The sequence below is a fragment of the Flavobacterium cryophilum genome, assembly GCF_048286555.1.
GTDB lineage: Bacteria > Bacteroidota > Bacteroidia > Flavobacteriales > Flavobacteriaceae > Flavobacterium.
On the sequence record NZ_JBLVPZ010000001.1, the window covers coordinates 752,653 to 772,537 of the forward strand.

A 19,885-nucleotide genomic window follows, 5' to 3' on the forward strand; every position below is an offset into this window, starting at 1 on the left:
GCCGTTTTCATCAATTGTTTTGTTATTTTGTGTAAAATTTTTTTAAAATGATCTTTCGTATCGTATTCTTGGGCTTAATTCTTCTTATTATTGAGCTTTACACTTTTCAAGTACTAAAAACTTTAATAAAATCAAAGCCTGTATTGTTTTCAATTCAGCTTATAAGCCTATTGGTTTTAGTATATATTATCTATTCTTTGATGCAATTTGACCGAAACTCCGGGCAAACTAGGCAATTGATGGGTGTTGTGGGCTTACTGCTTATTGTTTATGTTCCAAAATTAATGTTGACATTGCTATTAATGGGCGAGGACATCTTTAGATTAGCTGCGGGAACTGTTAACTATTTTGTCAATTATGATAAAGACACGGATTTTCTAAATTCAAGAAGAAAGTTTGTCAGTCAAATAGGACTAGGATTAGCAGCGGTTCCATTTTTGTCCTTAATATATGGAGTTACAATAGGGAAATACAATTATAAAGTCATTAAACAACGTATATTTTTCCCGGATTTACCCGATGCTTTTGATGGGTTTACGATTACTCAAATATCAGATGTTCACAGCGGAAGTTTTGATAATCCTGAGAAAATTAATTACGCAATTGATTTAGTCAACGAACAAAACTCAGACCTGATTTTGTTCACCGGAGATATTGTTAACACTGATGCCAAAGAAATGCATCCTTGGATAGAAACTTTTAATAGGATTAAAAAACATGAATATGGTAAATATTCGGTTTTAGGGAATCATGATTATGGAGAGTATGTAACTTGGCCTTCAGAGGCGGCAAAAGAAGCTAACTTTCAAAACATTAAAGATCTGTATGGACAGATTGGCTTTAAATTAATGTTAAACGAACATACTTTTATTGAAAAAGGCGATGCTAAAATTGCATTAGTCGGCGTAGAAAACTGGGGTCATAATTTTAAAAAAGCAGGTGATATTAATAAAGCTTCTGCACTTGTAAATAAAGAAGATTTTAAAATTTTGATGAGTCATGATCCTTCACATTGGGAACGAGAAGTGCAACATCATGATAAAAATTTTCAGCTTACACTCTCAGGTCATACACACGGAATGCAGTTTGGCATAGAAATACCTGGTTATTTTAAGTGGAGTTTGGCACAATACGTTTACAAGCAATGGGCGGGATTATATGAAAATGTTGGACGATACGTTTATGTAAATCGAGGTTTTGGTTTTCATGCATATCCGGGTAGAGTAGGAATTATGCCGGAAATAACAGTGATTGAACTAAAAAAAGGTGTTAATGTGGCATAATTCGTTTAAAATGCTACATTTGTAAAATAAATATCTCTTTTTAGTGAATTTAAAAAATTAAATTTTTAGTTTTATGTCAAAATTTGGAGAACTTATAAATACTCAAGTACCGGTGTTAATAGACTTTTACACTGATTGGAACGAGCCTTCAGTTTCAATGCATCCTGTAATTAGAGATGTTGCAGCCGCTCTTGGCGATAAGGCAAAAGTCATAAAAATTGATGTGGATAAAAATCAAGAATTAGCCGATGCATTACGCATTAAAGGCTTGCCTACCTTGATGATTTATAAACAAGGTCAAATGATATGGCGACAATCTGGAGAATTAGATGCGAATACGATCATCAGTATTGTTCAAGACCAATTGTAACCAATTTCACTACAATACCTCACAATTAAAATTATTTTCTTTTAAATAAGCTAACGTTTTCGGCAATACGTGTTTTAAGTTTTTGAAGGCTTTTATGCTGTCATGGAAAACAATTATACTTCCAGGTTTTACATTTGTTAACACATTATTTAAGCATTGTTCCTGCGATACAGTTTGGTCAAAATCAGCACTTAGTACGTCCCACATAATTATTTTGTAACCCTGTTTTCGGAGTTTTCTAGATTGAGATACTTTTAACTTGCCGTATGGTGGGCGAAAGATTTTAGATTTTAGAGTAGGAGTGCTATTTTTTTGAATTGCGTCTTCACATAATTTAGTGTTTTCTACGTACGCTTTAGATGAAGTTTTCCATCCGTTCAAATGATTAAATGTGTGATTTCCGATTGAATGACCTTCGCTAATCACTTTCTTAAATAAGTCAGGGTTTTTATCAATATTATCTCCAATGCAAAAAAAAGTGGCTTTTACATCGTACTTTTTTAATTCATTCAAAACCCATTCCGTAATTTCTGGAATTGGTCCATCGTCAAATGTTAGATAGACTGTATTGCTATTTCTGGTAGTGGGAACATCCCAAGTATAATTAGAGAATATTTTTTTTATAATCCAATTCGTCTTTATCCAGTAAAATTTCATTTTTTAGTTTTAAAATTATAGGACTGTCCGTTTCTAATACCAAAAAAATATTTCAATCTCGTTATTAAAATTCAAACTTGCAAAAGTACTTTGTGAACCCCTGTAAATACTGAATTTAACAAAGAAAACATTATAATTTTTAAACAGTGAGGTTTAGATATGTGGCTTTGTCCTGTTTTAACAATGAGGTTTAGCTTTTTTTTTAACAAAGAAATAAAGATATCAAGTGGCATTCACGACATTCAGTTATTTTTTTTAGAATTTTTTCACAATATTGACTCTTAATCTCATTGTTGATGATAGTAAAAAAACAATCGTGGTCCGTTTAGCGGACAGTCCTATAAAATTAAAAAAAAATAGCGACATTTTTCAATATCGCTACCTTTTTTAATCAGGATCTTTTTGTTTAAAATTATTCTTTTTCGCGTCCAAAGCGGTCAAACATTTTAATGTAAGTATTGAATACAATTTTATTTTTATTATAGAAATCTAAATCGCCATTTTCTTTCATTACCGTCAAAAGACTTCTGTATCGTTCGATATCAGTGATGATAGGTATGGCAATGCTCGTTTGCTCGGAAGATTTTAGATTACCGTAATAATTAAGGTTTTCTTGATACTTTAGGATTAATTTGTCCAGCAGTTGTTGTGCTTTTGCTTTCTCATCGATTTTGTAATATCCGCCAGCGAAAGGTTCTACTAATGAATAATAGTCGAAATATTCTACCGGCATTTTTGTCATTGCCAATTCGATAATGTTTTTTGCTTTGTCTTTTTGTCCTTCAGCAATTAATTGATTCATTAATCTGGAAAGGTTTGCTCTGTAGGTTATGCTATTTCTACGAGTTTCAGGGTCGTGATAGATAGTACTGCTTTCACTATTACCCCAATCCCATTTCATAACTTTTGCATACATTTTATCCGTGTCTATTTGTCCCATATTAAGAGGACTTGCGTCTTTTGGTAAAGCGGTTCTTATTGGAACCAGTTTATATATCATTCCTTCTAATTGGAGATACTCTTTCATCCAGAGATACTCTTCTCCGTCAAATGCACCTCCGCTAAAATAGATTGGTCTTTTCCAATTGTTATTAGCAACAATATCAAGCATCATCAATCTGTTTTTGTACAATGCATTTCCTTTTATGTCCAAGTCAATGTACGGCACAATAGAATCATTGTGTTTAGGATTAACAACCTTGTTTTGTATAATTATATTTTTGTCAACAGGAATTCGGATTTTGTTTGTAGGGTAAAAATGAATGGTTTGTCCATTTTGCATCTCTACAGTTGATTTTGGATTTTTGATAAAATTGATAAAATCTTTTATATCCCATCGACTGTCAACTTTTGGAATGTGAGCTACATAATCTAATTTATCGCCTACATACTGGTCGTGTGTAAATGAAATAGGCAAAGGATCTGATTCGTATGTTTTGGTTTTCATCTGATCAATGTACCAGTCGGTCATAAAAAGGCTCGTGTTTACAATTTTGACATCCGTTCGCACTTTTTCGATTTCTTGTGCGTACCAAAGCGGGAATGTATCATTATCGCCAATGGTAAATAATATAGCATTTGGATCACATGATTCTAAATATGCTTTTGCCATTGCCAGCGCAGTATATTTACCCGAGCGGTCGTGATCATCCCAGTTTTGAGAAGCCATAAGAACCGGAGCTGCCAATAAACTTGCAACGATGATAATTGGGCCTGCCAGTTTTGGGGCTAAATATTTCGTGGCACTTTCGTACAATGCATAAACACCAAAGCCTATCCAAATGGCAAATACATAAAAGGAACCTACTAAAGCATAATCTCGTTCTCTAGGTTCGAAAGGTCTTTCGTTTAAGTAGATTTTTAATGCTATTCCTGTGAAAAGGAATAAGGCCAGCAGTACATAGAAACTTTTTAAGTCTTTATTGGCGTGATACATTAAGCCGATTAAACCGAGTATAAATGGCAGAAAGAAATACACATTTCGACCTTTATTGTTCAATACATCTGATGGTAGATTGTCTTGACTTCCTAAATGTAATTCATCTATGAATGTTATACCGCTAAGCCAGTTCCCATCCAGATAGTCGTATTTTCCCTGAACGTCATTTTGTCTTCCAACGAAATTCCACATCAAGTATCTCCAGTACATGTACCCAAATTGGTATTCAACCATAAATCCTAAATTGTCAGCAGTTGTCGGTTTTTCCACAATTAAATAATCACCATAGCTTTTCAGGAACGTAATATATCCTTCGTTGTCAATTTGTTGTTGAGCATAAGCTTGTCTGAATTCCGTAACTATTTTTTCGGTTTCGTTTTTTAATTGAGCGATCGCCTTATTGTAATCTTCCTCACTCAATTGACTTGGATCGATGCCGTATTTGGCTAGATCATCCTCATATGGATAATTAGGATTTAATCTGAATTGAGGCGGATTTGTGAAATTCATGTAGTTTTCGATGTGATCACCGCTCCACATTCTTGGCAATATAGTTTTTTGATTGTTGTCCGTATTTTGTTCGGCATTTTTGAAATTATTAGTAATAATATATTGCCCTGTTTTATAGTCTCTTTCGTAATTGGGCGCTTTATCCAAGTACGGATTATTTTTGTCTAAACCAGCAAAAGCTTCAGTATATTGAGGGCCGTAAAACAAAGGATTTACACCATATTGTTCTCTATTGTAGTAAGCAAGAACTTCTGCTGCATCAGATGGTTTGTTTTCGTTGATTACGGTATTTGCATTTGCTCTGATGGGTAGCATCATCCATGTCGAGAAACCAATTAAAATAAATAATATACAAAGGATTATAGTATTGTAGAATACAAAACCTTTTTGTTTGGTGTATTTTAATCCAAAGTAAAAGAAAGCAATTACCGCTAAAGTGACAAAAATAGTCCCCGAGTCAAACGGTAACCCTAAACTGTTGACCATGAAAACTTCGGTTTTACCAAAAAATCCCATAGTCATAGGAAGAAGTAATTTGAATATAAATAATAAAATGGCGATAACAACAACATTAGCAATGATGAAATTTTTGAGGGTAATTACTTTATAGTTTTTGAAAAAGTAAAGAAAACCTATCGCAGGAATTGTCAATAATGCCATGAAGTGAACGCCAAATGAAAGTCCAACGACAAGGGAAATAATTAACAGCCATTTGTTTCCTCTTGGCTTGTCCATGTCTTGTTCCCAGCGTAATCCCAACCAAAATAGTAATGCGATAAATAAAGATGCCATCGCATACACTTCGGCTTCTACAGCGTTAAACCAAAAACTATCTGAAAAGGTATAGGCTAAAGCTCCTACAAATGAACTTCCAAGAATAACAATGTCATTGTTTTTAGTAGTTTCAGAAAATCTAGAAATTAATTTTTTCAAGATTATCGAGGATGACCAAAATAAGAATAAAATAGTAAAGGCACTGGAAAATACAGACATCATATTTACCATTAAGGCAATTTTTGTATTATCTAAAGCAAACATGGCAAAAAAAGCACCAATCATTTGGTATAGTGGAGCTCCGGGAGGATGGCCTACTTCCAGTTTTGCTGCTGTGGCAATGTATTCTCCACAATCCCAAAAACTCATGGTGGGTTCAACAGTTAAAGTGTATGTTAATAATGCTATTCCAAATGTAAGCCAACCAATAATTGTATTCCATTTATTGAAATTGAATGCTGCTTTATCCATGTACTAAAATTTAATTTAATTTTGAGTTACAAAGAAAATGTTTTTTTGTTTAACCTTGCTAGCATTAACAATATTTTCTGGAAAAGTATTACATTTCAATAACACATTGATTGTAAAGGGTTTTTGTGTTTTTTTAGAGTTGGTTTGTATTTTCAGTAAATTTTTTTTCATAAAAAGGCAAAATAAATTTGTACAAACTAAAATTTATTTTAAATTTGCACTCGCTTAGCAGCAATGCTGGTCTATGGTGTAATGGTAACACAACTGTTTTTGGTGCAGTCTTTCAAGGTTCGAATCCTTGTAGACCAACGTAAAACCCCTCATTTTTTGAGGGGTTTTTTTTTATGCCACAAATCCAGAGGATTGTTTTTGGAATTTAATTCGTTGCAGTACTGGCGGTAAACCTGATGTTGGCCTAGGGTGTTTTGATTTAAATTTTATTTGGAGTACTTAAATCTTGAAAGTTAGTACAGGTTTGACAGTGTGGTTTACCAGGTCTTCACTGATGCTTCCGTTAAAGAAATGAGCAAAGCCAGTTCTTCCATGAGTGCAAAGGCCAATCAAGTCAGCATCAACGCTGTTAGTGAAATTAATGATTCCGCTTTCTATATTAGCGTCATTGTAAATGTGTGTAGAGTAATTTTCTATATCAAAAGAGGCGATAAATTTTTTCATTATTTCCTCAGACGTTTTTGTAGTTTTAAAACTATTGGGAGTGCAAATCATGACTAAGTATAAATTCGCATTAAATATTTTAGCGAATTCTATCATTTTACTGAACGGTTTCTTAGTTTCTTTCGAAAAGTCAGAAGCAAAGACGAAGTTGTTGAATTTAAAGTTTCGAATGTTCTTTTTTATAACTAGTACCGGGATTTCTGAGAGCCGTACCACTTTTTCAGTGTTTGATCCAATTAATACTTCTTCGATGCCTGAAGTGCCGTGAGAGCCCATCACAATTAAATCAATTTCATTTTTTTTATTAAAAGATAAAATACCACTAAAAGCTCTTTCGAATTGTACAGATGCGTTTACTGAAATTTCGTTTAAGTAGGGTTGATCTTTGATTTTTTGGAGCGTTTCGTTCGCTTTTTTTATAAACAACATCACTTCGGGGATGCTTCTTCCACCGGTTACTGCATCATTCATTTGGTGGGGTAATTCCAATAAATGCAATAAAAAGATTTCACAATTATTTTTTTTTGCAATTATGGCTGCAACTTTTAAAGCGTTTTCAGCATCTTCAGAAAAATCGGTAGGAACTAAAATTCGTTTCATACGAAAAAGTGTTAAATTATGATAAAAAACTGTCGTTTTAATGCTTTCATAAAGATAAGAAAATATTTTACAGCAATCGATTATTTTAGTTTATAAAAAAAAACACTATATTTGCACGGTTATTTATTAAAATCTAGATAATGAGGGGACTAAATGTCCCCTCTTTTTATAAAAATATGACATTTAAAGAAAAAGTAAATACGTCGTTGACGGAAGGCCTGTTAGAAAAGCCATCAATTTTTTTGATAGACCTTGTCATTACTGATGCTTTCAAGGTTATTGTGACTTTGGACGGAGACAATGGGGTGGCACTTCAAGATTGTATTGATGTGAGTAAATTCATAGATAGTCATCTGGATCGAGAAGAACAAGATTATTCTTTAGAAGTAGCTTCAGTTGGGGTTGGATCGCCATTGAAATTAATAAGGCAATACAAGAAAAATATTGGTCGAACATTGATTGTGAAGACTTCAGTGGAAATTATTGAAGCAGAATTAGTGAATGCTAATGATGATTTTGTAGTTTTGTCTTGGAAAGCAAGAGAGCCTAAAAAGATAGGAAAAGGGAAGGAAACAGTTCAAAAAGAACTTAAATTGCCTTACGCAGATATAAAAGAAGCAATTGTTACAGTAACATTTTAATTAAAGAATTCGCATGGAAAATTTAGCATTAATCGATTCATTCTCAGAGTTTAAAGATGATAAACTTATTGATCGTGTAACGCTTATGGCAATTTTAGAAGATGTATTTAGAAATGCATTGAAGAAAAAATACGGTTCAGATGATAATTTCGATATCATTATAAATCCTGATAAGGGAGATATGGAGATATGGCAGAGAAGAGTTATCGTTGCGGATGAAGACTTAGACTTTGATCATCTTGAAATTACTCTAACTGAAGCTAGAAAAATTGAACCTGATTTTGAAATTGGTGAGGAAGTTTCCGAAGAAGTGAAATTAATTGATTTAGGAAGAAGAGCAATTTTGGCTTTGCGCCAGAATTTAATTTCTAAAATTCATGAGCATGATAACACAAATCTTTACAAGCAATTCAAAGATTTAGTAGGAGATATTTATACTGCTGAGGTGCACCATGTACGTCCAAGAGTTGTGATTTTGGTTGATGATGAAGGGAATGAGATTATTCTGCCAAAAGAAAAACAAATTCCTTCTGACTTTTTCCGAAAGGGAGATAACGTTAGAGGAATAATAGAAAGCGTTGAATTAAAAGGAAACAAGCCGCAAATTATAATGTCAAGAACTTCTGAGAAGTTTTTGGAAAAATTATTTGAACAAGAGATTCCAGAAGTGTTTGACGGTTTAATCATGGTTAAAAAAGTAGTAAGAATTCCAGGCGAAAAAGCAAAAGTAGCCGTTGACTCTTATGATGATAGAATTGATCCGGTAGGAGCTTGTGTGGGTATGAAAGGGTCTCGTATTCATGGAATTGTTCGTGAATTAGGAAACGAAAATATCGACGTAATTAATTATACAAGTAACATACAATTATTTATAACAAGAGCATTAAGTCCTGCAAAAGTATCTTCTATAAAAATTAATGAAGAGACAAAAAGAGCAGAAGTTTTCTTGAAACTTGAAGAGGTTTCCAAAGCAATTGGTCGTGGAGGACACAACATTAAATTAGCAGGTTTATTGACTGGTTATGAACTAGACGTTATTCGTGAAGGAGATGTTGCAGGCGCTACAGCTGATGAGGATGATGTTGAATTGACTGAGTTTTCAGATGAAATCGAAGACTGGGTTATCGAAGAATTTGCGAAAATTGGTTTGGATACAGCAAAAAGTATCTTAAAACAAGAAGTCGAAGATTTAGTAAGAAGAACAGACCTGGAAGAGGAAACTATTCTAGATGTAATGAGAATATTGAAAGAAGAATTTGACAGTTAGTCAATCTGTCTTCAACGATAAACATGCCATTTTACACTAAAATTCTAGCTCGGTAGGTATCGGGTTGGGAGTAAAATGAGGAATAACAAAAAAGATAATAATAAAAAGGTTTTATGTCTGAAGAGAGAATTATTAGAATAAACAAAGTTTTAAGGGAATTGAATATTTCATTAGAAAGAGCTGTGGATTATCTAAAAGATAAGGGGATTGCTATTGAAGCAAATCCAAACGCAAAAATTTCTGATGATGTATACAATGTCTTGTGCGGTCAGTTTGCAGGTGACAAAGGGAATAAGGAGGCTTCTAAAGAAGTAGGGGAAGAGAAAAGAAAAGAAAAAGAAGCTTTGCGTTTAGAACGAGAGAAAGAGATCGAAGACAAACGTAAGATTGAGGATGAGCGAGTAAAACAACAAGAGGTTATAAAAGCAAGAGCGGTTATAGCTGGTCCGGTTCAAGTGGGTAAGATTGATCTTAATCCAAAAAAACCGACAATTGTTGCGCCTGTAAAAGCTGTTGAAAAAGCAGAGGTTATAGCAGCTAAAGCACCTGAAGTAAAAGCAGTCTCAAAAGAAGTTTCACCTGAGAAACCGTTAGCTGAAAAACCGACAATTGAGAAACCTGTTTCAGATAAAAAAGAGGTAAAACCTATTGTTGGAATAAAAGAGGTTAAAGCCGATACTGGGAAAGAAATTGTTGCAGAACCCAAAGTTGTTGCAAAACCTGAAGCAGTAAAAGCTGATGAAGCGCCTGTTGATGAAACCATCACTACACAGTATCAAAAACTATCAGGAACTACTTTAACGGGGCAGATAATTGATTTGTCTCAATTCAATAAACCAAAAAAGAAAAAAGAAGAACCAAAAATCACTCCGAATAAACCGGGTGCTCCAGGTTCGGCTGCAGCTAATGCAAATAAAAACAAGCGTAAAAGGATTGCTCCTAAACCGGGTGCTCCTAGACCGCCGGCTATACCGGGAGTTCCTGGTGCGCCAAATCCTAATAAGATTACACCTAATACAGGTGGTGGTGGATTTAATGCAAACAGAAGTGCAAGACCTGGTTTTGTAAAAGGAAACAGACCTGCAATTGTTGCAAAAGTGGAGCCTACTGAAGAAGAGGTTAAAAATCAAATTAGAGAGACTTTAGAGAAACTACAAGGTAAAGGTGGTAAATCTAAAGCAGCTAAATATAGAAGAGATAAAAGAGATACACACCGTCAGAAATCTGATGACGAGCAAAGAGCTATTGACGAAGGAAGTAAAACTATTAAGGTTACTGAATTCGTAACCGTAGGTGAAATTGCTATCATGATGGATGTGCCAATTACTAAAGTTATTGGTACCTGTATGTCGCTTGGAATAATGGTGACTATGAATCAGCGTCTTGATGCAGAAACGTTGACTATCGTTGCGGATGAATTTGGTTATGAAGTTGAATTTATTACTGTAGACATCGAAGAAGCGATTCAAGTAGTTGCGGACAGAGAAGAAGATCTAGTCTTTAGAGCGCCGATTGTAACGGTAATGGGTCACGTCGATCATGGTAAAACATCGTTATTGGATTACATTCGTAAAGAAAACGTAATCGCAGGGGAGTCTGGAGGAATCACGCAGCATATTGGTGCTTACGGAGTAACTTTGGATAACGGACAGAAAATTGCATTCTTAGATACACCAGGTCACGAAGCGTTTACTGCGATGCGTGCGCGTGGTGCTCAAGTTACTGATATTGCTATTATTGTAATTGCAGCTGATGATGACATCATGCCACAAACCAAAGAAGCTATTAGTCATGCTCAAGCAGCAGGAGTTCCTATCATATTTGCTATCAATAAAATTGACAAGCCAAACGCTAATCCTGAAAAAGTAAAAGAAAGATTAGCAGGTATGAATTTACTTGTTGAAGATTGGGGTGGAAAAATTCAATCTCATGATATTTCTGCGAAAGTGGGAACAGGTGTCAAAGAATTATTAGAAAAAGTATTGTTAGAAGCGGAGCTTTTAGATTTGAAAGCAAATCCAAATAAAGCGGCTTCCGGAACTGTTGTTGAGGCTTTCCTTGACAAAGGAAAAGGATATGTTTCTACAATATTAGTTCAAAACGGAACGTTGAAAATTGGTGATTATATGTTAGCCGGGAAGCATCATGGTAAGATTAAAGCCATGCATGACGAAAGAGGAAATATTGTAACTGTTGCGGGGCCTTCGACACCGGTTTCAGTTCTTGGTCTTGATGGAGCAGCAACTGCGGGTGACAAGTTCAATATTTTTGAAGACGAAAAAGAAGCGAAACAAATTGCTTCAAAACGTTCTCAATTGATGCGTGAGCAATCTGTACGTACACAACGTCATATTACATTGGATGAAATTGGACGTAGAATTGCATTGGGTCAGTTTAAAGAATTGAATATTATCCTTAAAGGAGATGTCGATGGTTCAGTTGAAGCATTGTCTGATTCATTCTCTAAATTATCTACTGAGGAGATACAAATTAATATTATCCATAAAGGTGTTGGAGCAATTACAGAAACTGACGTAATGTTAGCCTCTGCATCTGATGCAATTATTATTGGATTTAACGTTCGTCCTGCTGGAAATGCAAGACAATTAGCAGACAAAGAAGAAATCGACATCCGTTACTACTCTATTATTTATGCCGCTATCGATGACTTGAAAGATGCCATGGAAGGAATGCTAGCTCCTGAAATGAAAGAAGAAATTTTAGGTACTGCTGAGATTAGAGAGATATTCAAAATCTCTAAAGTAGGTTCAATTGCTGGAAGTATGGTTATGGATGGTAAAATTGTTAAGAACGCCAAAATGAGAATCATTAGAGATGGTGTGGTAGTCTTTACCGGAGAGCTTTTAGCTTTGAAGCGATTTAAAGATGATGTACGAGAAGTTGCTAAAGGTTACGATTGTGGTATTCAAGTAAAAGGATATAACGACATCGAAGAAAGAGATGTTATTGAATCGTACCATGAAGTTGCAGTTAAAAAGAAGTTGAAATAGAATTTCAATATATTTATATTTAAAATCCCGATTCGTCGGGATTTTTTAGTTTCATATGGTTTTTTACTTAACCCCGATTGTCAGTTCGTGAGAATCGAAAATCCTTATAATTAGATATGGATATGCCAACAGCTTGAGAACAGGACAAGCTACATTTAGTTCCTTGCCCTTTTGCTAGCTGCTCGCGCGCTATACGCATATACTTTAACTCACGGGCGGACAATCCGTATGGCGCTCGTTTGTGCACCTTCTTCAGTACCAATAATGTCCAAGTGCCTTCGTGAAGTAAATTGTAAATTAGGGCGTCTGTGACGCGGTTATAGAGCATTTTAGAAAAGTAGAACAACGAAAAAATTATATTCATATACCGGGTATAGGACTAAATCATTTCTCATAAAATAGATTATATGAATAGTAGTTGCAGGAATTAAAAAGTATAACATTCTACATATGGTAATGTAAATATTGAATCTTTGATGCAAACATTCTATTCAGCGACCTTTCCAGCACGTAGTGTGATTAATTGAAATCGAAAGTATACGAAATGAAAGCGAGCGTCATGATGCAAACAACCCTGACTTTGCACTCCAATGATGTTTGATAAACAAAAAAAGCAACTCTATTAGAATTGCTTTTTTATACTTTGTTTACTGGTGATCCCTTATCATTAATACGATTTGAAAGAACGATGAATTTTATTAATTGGGCTTTATTAAATGTACATTGCTGTAGCTTTTTTTTATTTCTATAAGATTACGTTCTGCTTCAATTCGTGTTTGGAAACTCCCGACCCAAACTTTATAATTCGGAGTAAAAAAAATAATTGTCCCGTCGATGTCTCTAAATTCTTGTTTAAAATCATTCAGCGTTCTTTTTGCTTGTTCTGTTTCTCCACTGAAAATTTGAATTTTATAATAGTCATTTAAAGTGTTTGAAATATTTGTTTTTCTCTTTTCATCTAATAATTGTTCAAATTTTGAGTCTTGATTTACCCTGACGTTTCCATCTTGAGCGTTTACATTACAATAGGAAATAAATAAGGTAAGAGCGATAAAAAATGCTTTTCGAATGGCTAAAATTCTCATAATGTGATTGTTTTTGTGCAAAAGTAATATTTAATGATTGATACCAAATGGCAAATGTTATTTAGAATAGATATAAATTGAAATTAAGACTATTTTAAGGTTTTGAGAACAGTTCTTAAGTCGTATTTTTGTCGAAGTTTTAAAATAAAGGATCAGTTTTCATAATTCAATTAGAAAAAACTGTGCCAATTTTTAGTAGATAATCATTATACTATATGAAAAAGGTGGGTAACCATAATTCGATCTCAAGGAAATTATTTTTTAGCGTAGCTTTAATGCTATCTTTTTCCTTTACTTCATTTGCTCAAGAAGCTACTCCTGAAGCTGACGCTGCAACTCCGGATGCTTCTGCTACTTCGCAAGGTGCAGACCCTGTGAAAGGTAAAGAGCTTTTTAATGCAAACTGTGCGGCATGTCACAAACTTGATGCTAAAGCAACAGGTCCTGCTCTTAGAGGTGTTGGGGCTAAATATGATGCTTCTTGGCTTCATGAATGGGTGCGTAATAGCTCAGACTTAATTAAATCCGGGGATGCTCAAGCTGTAAAAGTGTTTGAGGAAAACAATAAGGCTGTGATGTCTGCTTTTCCTCAATTGTCAGATGCGGATATTGATAATATCATTGCATACACTTCTGAGCCAAAAGCCGAAGCTCCTGCAGCTGCTGCTGGAACAGTTGCGGTTCCTGGAAGTGCTTCTGGGGATGGCGGAATGTCCAATGTTATCATATTAGGTGCTTTAGCGCTTGTCATGGTTGTATTGGTAGTGATGTTGTTTTTGGTGAATAATGTTTTGAGCAAAGTCGCGAAAGCGAATGGTATTGAAATAGCTCCTAAAACACCAACGACTCCGATATGGAAGGCGTTTGTTAGAAATCAATTTTTAGTGTTGGTGACTTCAGTGTTTCTGATTTTGGCAAGTGCTTATTTTGTTTACGGCTATTTGATGCAAATCGGCGTAGATCAAAATTACGAACCAATACAGCCGATCCATTTTTCTCATAGGATACATGCTGGTGACAATGAGGTCAATTGTAAATATTGTCACTCTGCTGCAAGAGTTAGTAAGAATGCTGGAATACCTTCGTTGAATGTTTGTATGAACTGTCATAAGAATATTGCTGAAGTTGCTGAAACTACTGCAACTCCAGAATACAGCAAGGCATTTTATGATGAGCAAATTCAAAAATTATATACTGCGGTAGGTTGGGATAAAACATCTCAAAGTTACACTGGCAAAACGCAACCTGTGAAATGGGTACGCATACATAATTTACCTGATTTTGTTTACTTTAATCACTCTCAACACGTAACTGTTGCTGGAATTGAATGCCAGACCTGTCACGGTCCAGTGCAAGAGTATGAAATTCAAAAACAATTTGCTCCATTAACAATGGGTTGGTGTATTGACTGCCACAGAAAAACAGATGTTAAAATGGAAGGCAATGAATATTATACTAAAATTCACGAAGAACTTTCTAAAAAATACGGTGTGGACAAATTGACTGCAGCGCAAATGGGAGGTTTAGAATGTGGTAAATGCCACTATTAATCAAATTATTAAGATTTTAATATTTATATATGTCATCAAACAAAAAATACTGGAAAAGTGTTGAAGAACTAGACAAAAATAGTTCTATTGTTGAGGCGCTTAGAAATAACGAATTTGTTGAAGAAATTCCTACTGATGAGTTTTTAGGAAATAATGACACTTTGTCGTCTTCGTCAACATCACGTCGTGATTTTTTAAAGTACGTTGGTTTTAGTACTGCAGCAGCTACGCTTGCAGCTTGTGAAGGTCCTGTGAACAAGTCGATCCCTTATGTGCTTCAGCCGGAGCAAATCATTCCGGGAGTGGCAGATTATTATGCAACTTCTGTTTTCGATGGATTTGATTTTGCTAATCTTTTAGTAAAAACTCGTGAAGGGCGTCCTATTAAAATAGATAATAATACTATTGCTGGCGCTAAGTTTAGTGCTAATGCAAGAATTCATGCGTCTATTCTGTCTTTATATGACAGTATGCGTTTGAAGGAGCCAAAAATTGATGGTAAAAAGTCATCTTGGTCTGCTGTTGATTCTAAAATTAAATCAAGTATAGTTGATGCTGCTGCAAAAGGGGGTCAAGTAGTGCTTTTGACAAACACCTTGGCAAGCCCGTCAACGGAAAAATTGATTGCGGAGTTTATCGGTAAAAATCCAAATGCTAAACATGTTGTCTATGATGCGGTTTCTGAATCGGATGCTTTAGATGCCTTTGAAACGATTTACGGAGAAAGAGCTTTGGTTGATTATGATTTTTCAAAAGCTTCCCTTATAGTTTCTGTTGGCGCTGATTTCCTTGGAGATTGGCAAGGTGGAGGATATGATTCCAGTTACGCTAAAGGAAGAATACCTAAAGCCGGAAAAATGTCTCGTCATTTCCAATTAGAAGCAAACATGACGTTGTCTGGTGCTGCTGCTGATAAGCGTGTACCGATGTCTACGGCTAATCAGAAACAAGCATTAGTTCACATATATAATATTGTAACGGGTTCTTCTGTTGCAGTAAGTTTAGAAGATAAATTTAAAACAGAAGTTACAAAAGCAGCTCAACAATTGAAAGCTGCAGGTTCAAAAGGTGTTTTGGTGTCTGGTATCCAAGATAAAAATGCTCAATTGTTGGTTTTGGCTATCAACCAAGTGTTGGCAAGTGAAGCTTTCAGTACTTCTGGAACACGACAAATCAGAAAGGGATCAGATGCAAAAGTTATTCAATTGATCAATGATATGAAAGCAGGAAGCGTTCATACTTTGATAATGAGTGGTGTTAATCCAGTTTATACTTTGGCGGATAGTGCTTCTTTTGTTGAAGGACTCAAAAAAGTAAAAACATCAGTTGCGTTTACTTTAAAAGAAGATGAAACGGCCTTAGTAAGTACTATTGCAGCAGCTGTTCCTCATTATTTAGAATCTTGGAATGATGTAAGTATCACAAAAGGGACTTATGGTATTACTCAGCCTACAATTCGCACTCTGTTTATTACAAAACAATTTCAAGATGTCTTGTTGTCTTTAAATGGATTGACCGGTACATTCTATGATTATATTAAGGCTAATGCATCCACAATAATAACTGGTTCTTCTTGGAACAAAGTATTGCATGATGGTATTTACGTAGGTGTTATTCCTGCAGTATCTGCCGGTTCTGCTAATTATAGCGCTGCAGCCAATACGTTGGCAAAATCGAAAGCATTCCAAGGACTAGAACTTGTTTTATATACTAAAACAGGTATGGGAGATGGAAGGCAAGCTGAAAACCCTTGGTTACAAGAGTTTCCGGATCCAATTACAAGGGTATCGTGGGATAACTATGTTACTGTTTCGAATGCTGATGCAAAGAAATATGAACTTTCTAATGAAATTGTAGCAAATGGTGGTTTAAACGGAAATTATGCTACTATTACGACTGCCGATGGAGTTAAATTAGAAAATGTTCCCGTAATTGTTCAGCCAGGTCAAGCTGTAGGAACAATAGGTTTAGCATTAGGTTACGGTCGTAAAGCGGCTTTGAAAGAAGAAATGATGGTGGGTTTAAATGCCTACTCTTTATATAAAGGTTTTAATAATGTACAGTCTGTAACATTAGCGAAAGCTGGAGGAGAACATGAGTTTGCTTGTGTTCAAGGTCAAAAAACGTTGATGGGAAGAGGGGATATCATTAAAGAAACTTCTTTAGAAATTTTCAATACTAAAGATGCTCACGTTTGGAATGAACAACCAATGGTTTCGTTGGATCATAAAGAAGTGGAAGCAACTAAAGTAGATTTATGGGGTTCATTCGATCGTTCAACGGGACATCATTTTAATCTTTCGATTGACTTGAACGCTTGTACCGGTTGTGGTGCTTGTGTAATTGCTTGTCATGCAGAAAACAATGTTCCAGTCGTTGGAAAATCAGAAATAAGAAGAAGCCGTGATATGCACTGGTTGCGTATTGATAGATATTATTCTTCTGAAAGTACTTTTGAAGGAGATAACGAAAGAAAAGAAAATATTGCAGGTTTATCAAGTTCATTGTCTACATTTAATGAAATGGAAAAAGCGGGTGATAACCCACAAGTATCTTTTCAACCGGTAATGTGTCAACATTGTAACCATGCACCTTGCGAAACGGTTTGTCCAGTTGCTGCAACTTCGCACTCTCGTCAAGGTCAAAATCATATGGCTTACAACAGATGTGTTGGAACGCGTTATTGCGCTAACAACTGTCCGTATAAAGTGCGTCGTTTTAACTGGTTCTTGTACAACAAAAACAGTGAATTCGATTATCATATGAATGACGATTTAGGACGTATGGTATTGAATCCAGATGTTAACGTTCGTTCTCGTGGAGTTATGGAGAAATGTTCTATGTGTATTCAAATGACACAAGCGACCATCTTGAACGCAAAAAGAGAAGGAAGAGCAATCGTGGATGGTGAATTCCAAACAGCATGTTCGAATGCTTGTTCTACTGGAGCAATGAAATTTGGAGATATAAATGACACAGAAAGCGAAGTAGCAGAATTAGTTGCTGACGAAAGAATGTATCATTTGTTGGAGCATGTTGGAACAAAACCAAATGTGATTTACCACGTTAAAGTTAGAAATACCTAGTACAAAAAATAATTAATTAAGAATCAATATAAAGGATTATGTCGTCTCACTACGAAGCAACCATTAGAAAACCCTTAGTTATAGGTGATAAATCATATCACGATGTAACTGTAGATGTAGCTGCGCCTGTTGAAGGGAAAGCAAACAAACATTGGTGGATTGTATTTTCAATTGCATTAATAGCCTTCCTTTGGGGACTTGGCTGTATTATTTACACCGTCTCTACAGGTATAGGAACGTGGGGATTAAATAAAACTGTAGGATGGGCTTGGGATATCACAAACTTTGTTTGGTGGGTTGGTATTGGTCACGCAGGAACACTTATTTCGGCAGTATTATTACTTTTCCGTCAGCGATGGAGAATGGCAATTAACCGTTCTGCTGAAGCAATGACAATTTTTTCGGTTATTCAAGCGGGTTTATTTCCAATCATTCACATGGGGCGCCCATGGTTAGCGTATTGGGTTTTACCAATTCCAAATCAATTTGGTTCTCTTTGGGTAAACTTTAATTCACCATTACTTTGGGATGTATTTGCAATTTCTACCTATTTGTCTGTTTCACTAGTATTCTGGTGGACTGGTTTATTACCTGATTTTGCTATGTTACGTGATAGAGCAATTACTCCTTTTAATAAAAGAGTGTATTCTATATTAAGTTTCGGATGGAGCGGTAGAGCAAAAGATTGGCAACGTTTTGAAGAAGTATCTTTAGTACTTGCAGGTTTAGCTACTCCACTTGTACTTTCAGTACATACTATTGTATCGATGGACTTTGCTACTTCTGTTATTCCAGGATGGCATACTACAATTTTCCCTCCGTACTTTGTTGCTGGAGCGGTTTTCTCCGGATTTGCAATGGTAAACACTTTGCTTATTATTATGAGAAAAGTATCTAATCTGGAAGCTTACATAACAGTTCAACATATTGAGTTGATGAATATAGTGATAATGATTACTGGTTCTATTGTTGGGGTTGCCTATATCACTGAATTATTTGTTGCATGGTATTCTGGTGTAGAGTACGAACAATATGCGTTCTTAAACAGAGCTACAGGACCTTACTGGTGGGCCTATTGGTCAATGATGACATGTAATGTTTTTTCTCCACAGTTTATGTGGTTCAAAAAATTAAGAACAAGTATCATGTTCTCGTTTATAATTTCGATAGTTGTAAATATTGGAATGTGGTTTGAGAGGTTTGTAATTATCGTAACTTCGTTACACAGAGATTATTTACCATCTTCTTGGACAATGTTTTCACCGACGTTTGTTGATATTGGAATTTTCATCGGAACTATTGGTTTCTTCTTTGTATTGTTCTTATTGTATGCAAGAACATTCCCTGTAATTGCACAAGCAGAGGTAAAAACAATTTTGAAAGCAACTGGAGATAATTACAAAAGAGAAAGAGAAGCAAATAAAGATTCACATCATGAGTAATAAAGTAATATACGCCATTTATAATGACGATGATATATTGATGGATGCGGTTAAAAAAACCAGAGCAGCTCATCATCATATTGAAGAAGTTTTTACTCCATTCCCTGTACACGGTTTGGATAAAGCTATGGGAATTGCACCGACAAGATTAGCGATTTGTGCTTTTCTGTATGGTTGCGTTGGTATCTCGGTAGCAACAGCTATGATGAATTATATTATGATTCAGGATTGGCCACAAGATATTGGTGGAAAGCCAAGTTTCAGTTATATTGAAAACATGCCTGCTTTCGTTCCAATTATGTTTGAACTTACCGTGTTTTTTTCTGCTCACTTAATGGTGATTACTTTTTATATGAGAAGTAAATTATGGCCTTTCAAAGAAGCGGAAAATCCCGATGTAAGAACTACAGATGACCATTTTTTAATGGAAGTTGCTGTAAATGACAACGAAGAAGAATTAGTTTCTTTTTTCCAAAGCACGGGAGCTGTAGAAGTTAAAGTAATAGAAAAGCATTAATTATAGA

General features: G+C 35.2%; 13 protein-coding genes and 1 tRNA gene. 10 read left to right on the forward strand and 4 right to left on the reverse strand.

The features are described from left to right. Nucleotides 1–47: 47 nt before the first annotated feature. Nucleotides 48–1,283 carry a metallophosphoesterase gene (locus tag ACNQGJ_RS03415; protein WP_417970059.1) on the forward strand — a complete coding sequence of 412 codons (1,236 nt, stop codon included), beginning with the start codon at nt 48–50 and terminating at the stop codon, nt 1,281–1,283. A 73-nt stretch (nt 1,284–1,356) separates the two neighbouring features. Next, entirely contained in the window at nt 1,357–1,653 is a 297-nt protein-coding gene (locus ACNQGJ_RS03420; RefSeq protein WP_417970057.1) for a thioredoxin family protein, read from the forward strand. Between the two features lie 9 nt (nt 1,654–1,662). Here ACNQGJ_RS03420 and ACNQGJ_RS03425 read toward each other — a convergent pair whose 3' ends face one another. Both ACNQGJ_RS03425 and ACNQGJ_RS03430 read right to left on the reverse strand, forming a co-directional pair. After that, complete coding sequence (locus tag ACNQGJ_RS03425; RefSeq protein WP_417970055.1) at nt 1,663–2,310, reverse strand: polysaccharide deacetylase family protein; 648 nt, start codon at nt 2,308–2,310, stop codon at nt 1,663–1,665. Nucleotides 2,311–2,722: 412 nt separating this feature from the next. Next, nucleotides 2,723–6,004: a glycosyltransferase family 117 protein gene (locus ACNQGJ_RS03430; protein ID WP_417970053.1), complete on the reverse strand. Its 3,282-nt coding sequence runs from the start codon at nt 6,002–6,004 to the stop codon at nt 2,723–2,725. A gap of 238 nt (nt 6,005–6,242) precedes the next feature. Here ACNQGJ_RS03430 and ACNQGJ_RS03435 point away from each other — a divergent pair. Continuing rightward, nucleotides 6,243–6,313: transfer RNA gene (locus ACNQGJ_RS03435), tRNA-Gln, on the forward strand. A 141-nt stretch (nt 6,314–6,454) separates the two neighbouring features. Here the strand turns inward: ACNQGJ_RS03435 and ACNQGJ_RS03440 are convergent. Then, nucleotides 6,455–7,279 carry a universal stress protein gene (locus ACNQGJ_RS03440; protein WP_417970051.1) on the reverse strand — a complete coding sequence of 275 codons (825 nt, stop codon included), beginning with the start codon at nt 7,277–7,279 and terminating at the stop codon, nt 6,455–6,457. Nucleotides 7,280–7,455: 176 nt separating this feature from the next. On the opposite strand from ACNQGJ_RS03440, the gene rimP reads away from it, so the two are divergent. The 3 genes from rimP (at nt 7,456) to infB (ending at nt 12,198) form a co-directional block, all read left to right on the forward strand. Further along, the gene (rimP, locus tag ACNQGJ_RS03445) at nt 7,456–7,920 is read left to right on the forward strand and encodes a ribosome assembly cofactor RimP (protein ID WP_417970049.1); all 465 of its coding nucleotides are present in this window, start codon (nt 7,456–7,458) and stop codon (nt 7,918–7,920) included. 13 nt (nt 7,921–7,933) lie between these two features. Next, on the forward strand, nt 7,934–9,187 hold the full coding sequence (nusA, locus tag ACNQGJ_RS03450; RefSeq protein ID WP_417970047.1) for a transcription termination factor NusA: 1,254 nt from the start codon (nt 7,934–7,936) through the stop codon (nt 9,185–9,187). Between the two features lie 113 nt (nt 9,188–9,300). Continuing rightward, complete coding sequence (infB, locus tag ACNQGJ_RS03455) at nt 9,301–12,198, forward strand: translation initiation factor IF-2 (RefSeq protein ID WP_417970045.1); 2,898 nt, start codon at nt 9,301–9,303, stop codon at nt 12,196–12,198. A gap of 698 nt (nt 12,199–12,896) precedes the next feature. Here the strand turns inward: infB and ACNQGJ_RS03460 are convergent. After that, nucleotides 12,897–13,283: an SPOR domain-containing protein gene (locus ACNQGJ_RS03460; protein ID WP_417970043.1), complete on the reverse strand. Its 387-nt coding sequence runs from the start codon at nt 13,281–13,283 to the stop codon at nt 12,897–12,899. A 215-nt stretch (nt 13,284–13,498) separates the two neighbouring features. Here ACNQGJ_RS03460 and ACNQGJ_RS03465 point away from each other — a divergent pair, with 215 nt between their 5' ends. The 4 genes from ACNQGJ_RS03465 to ACNQGJ_RS03480 are packed head-to-tail and all read left to right on the forward strand — an operon-like array spanning nt 13,499 to nt 19,878. Beyond that, the gene (locus ACNQGJ_RS03465) at nt 13,499–14,833 is read left to right on the forward strand and encodes a c-type cytochrome (RefSeq protein WP_417970041.1); all 1,335 of its coding nucleotides are present in this window, start codon (nt 13,499–13,501) and stop codon (nt 14,831–14,833) included. A 29-nt stretch (nt 14,834–14,862) separates the two neighbouring features. Next, entirely contained in the window at nt 14,863–17,919 is a 3,057-nt protein-coding gene (locus ACNQGJ_RS03470) for a TAT-variant-translocated molybdopterin oxidoreductase (protein WP_417970039.1), read from the forward strand. A gap of 38 nt (nt 17,920–17,957) precedes the next feature. Further along, nucleotides 17,958–19,361 carry an NrfD/PsrC family molybdoenzyme membrane anchor subunit gene (nrfD, locus tag ACNQGJ_RS03475; RefSeq protein WP_417970037.1) on the forward strand — a complete coding sequence of 468 codons (1,404 nt, stop codon included), beginning with the start codon at nt 17,958–17,960 and terminating at the stop codon, nt 19,359–19,361. Continuing rightward, nucleotides 19,354–19,878: a DUF3341 domain-containing protein gene (locus ACNQGJ_RS03480; RefSeq protein ID WP_417970035.1), complete on the forward strand. Its 525-nt coding sequence runs from the start codon at nt 19,354–19,356 to the stop codon at nt 19,876–19,878. Before nrfD ends, ACNQGJ_RS03480 begins: the two co-directional genes overlap by 8 nt. The last annotated feature ends 7 nt before the right edge of the window (nt 19,879–19,885 follow it).

Coding starts and splice junctions, on each gene's coding strand:
- ACNQGJ_RS03415 (WP_417970059.1), top strand. CDS start 48: ATGATCTTTCGTATCGTATTCTTGGGCTTAATTCTTCTTATTATTGAG.
- ACNQGJ_RS03420 (WP_417970057.1), top strand. CDS start 1,357: ATGTCAAAATTTGGAGAACTTATAAATACTCAAGTACCGGTGTTAATA.
- ACNQGJ_RS03425 (WP_417970055.1), bottom strand. CDS start 2,310: ATGAAATTTTACTGGATAAAGACGAATTGGATTATAAAAAAAATATTC.
- ACNQGJ_RS03430 (WP_417970053.1), bottom strand. CDS start 6,004: ATGGATAAAGCAGCATTCAATTTCAATAAATGGAATACAATTATTGGT.
- ACNQGJ_RS03440 (WP_417970051.1), bottom strand. CDS start 7,279: ATGAAACGAATTTTAGTTCCTACCGATTTTTCTGAAGATGCTGAAAAC.
- rimP (WP_417970049.1), top strand. CDS start 7,456: ATGACATTTAAAGAAAAAGTAAATACGTCGTTGACGGAAGGCCTGTTA.
- nusA (WP_417970047.1), top strand. CDS start 7,934: ATGGAAAATTTAGCATTAATCGATTCATTCTCAGAGTTTAAAGATGAT.
- infB (WP_417970045.1), top strand. CDS start 9,301: ATGTCTGAAGAGAGAATTATTAGAATAAACAAAGTTTTAAGGGAATTG.
- ACNQGJ_RS03460 (WP_417970043.1), bottom strand. CDS start 13,283: ATGAGAATTTTAGCCATTCGAAAAGCATTTTTTATCGCTCTTACCTTA.
- ACNQGJ_RS03465 (WP_417970041.1), top strand. CDS start 13,499: ATGAAAAAGGTGGGTAACCATAATTCGATCTCAAGGAAATTATTTTTT.
- ACNQGJ_RS03470 (WP_417970039.1), top strand. CDS start 14,863: ATGTCATCAAACAAAAAATACTGGAAAAGTGTTGAAGAACTAGACAAA.
- nrfD (WP_417970037.1), top strand. CDS start 17,958: ATGTCGTCTCACTACGAAGCAACCATTAGAAAACCCTTAGTTATAGGT.
- ACNQGJ_RS03480 (WP_417970035.1), top strand. CDS start 19,354: ATGAGTAATAAAGTAATATACGCCATTTATAATGACGATGATATATTG.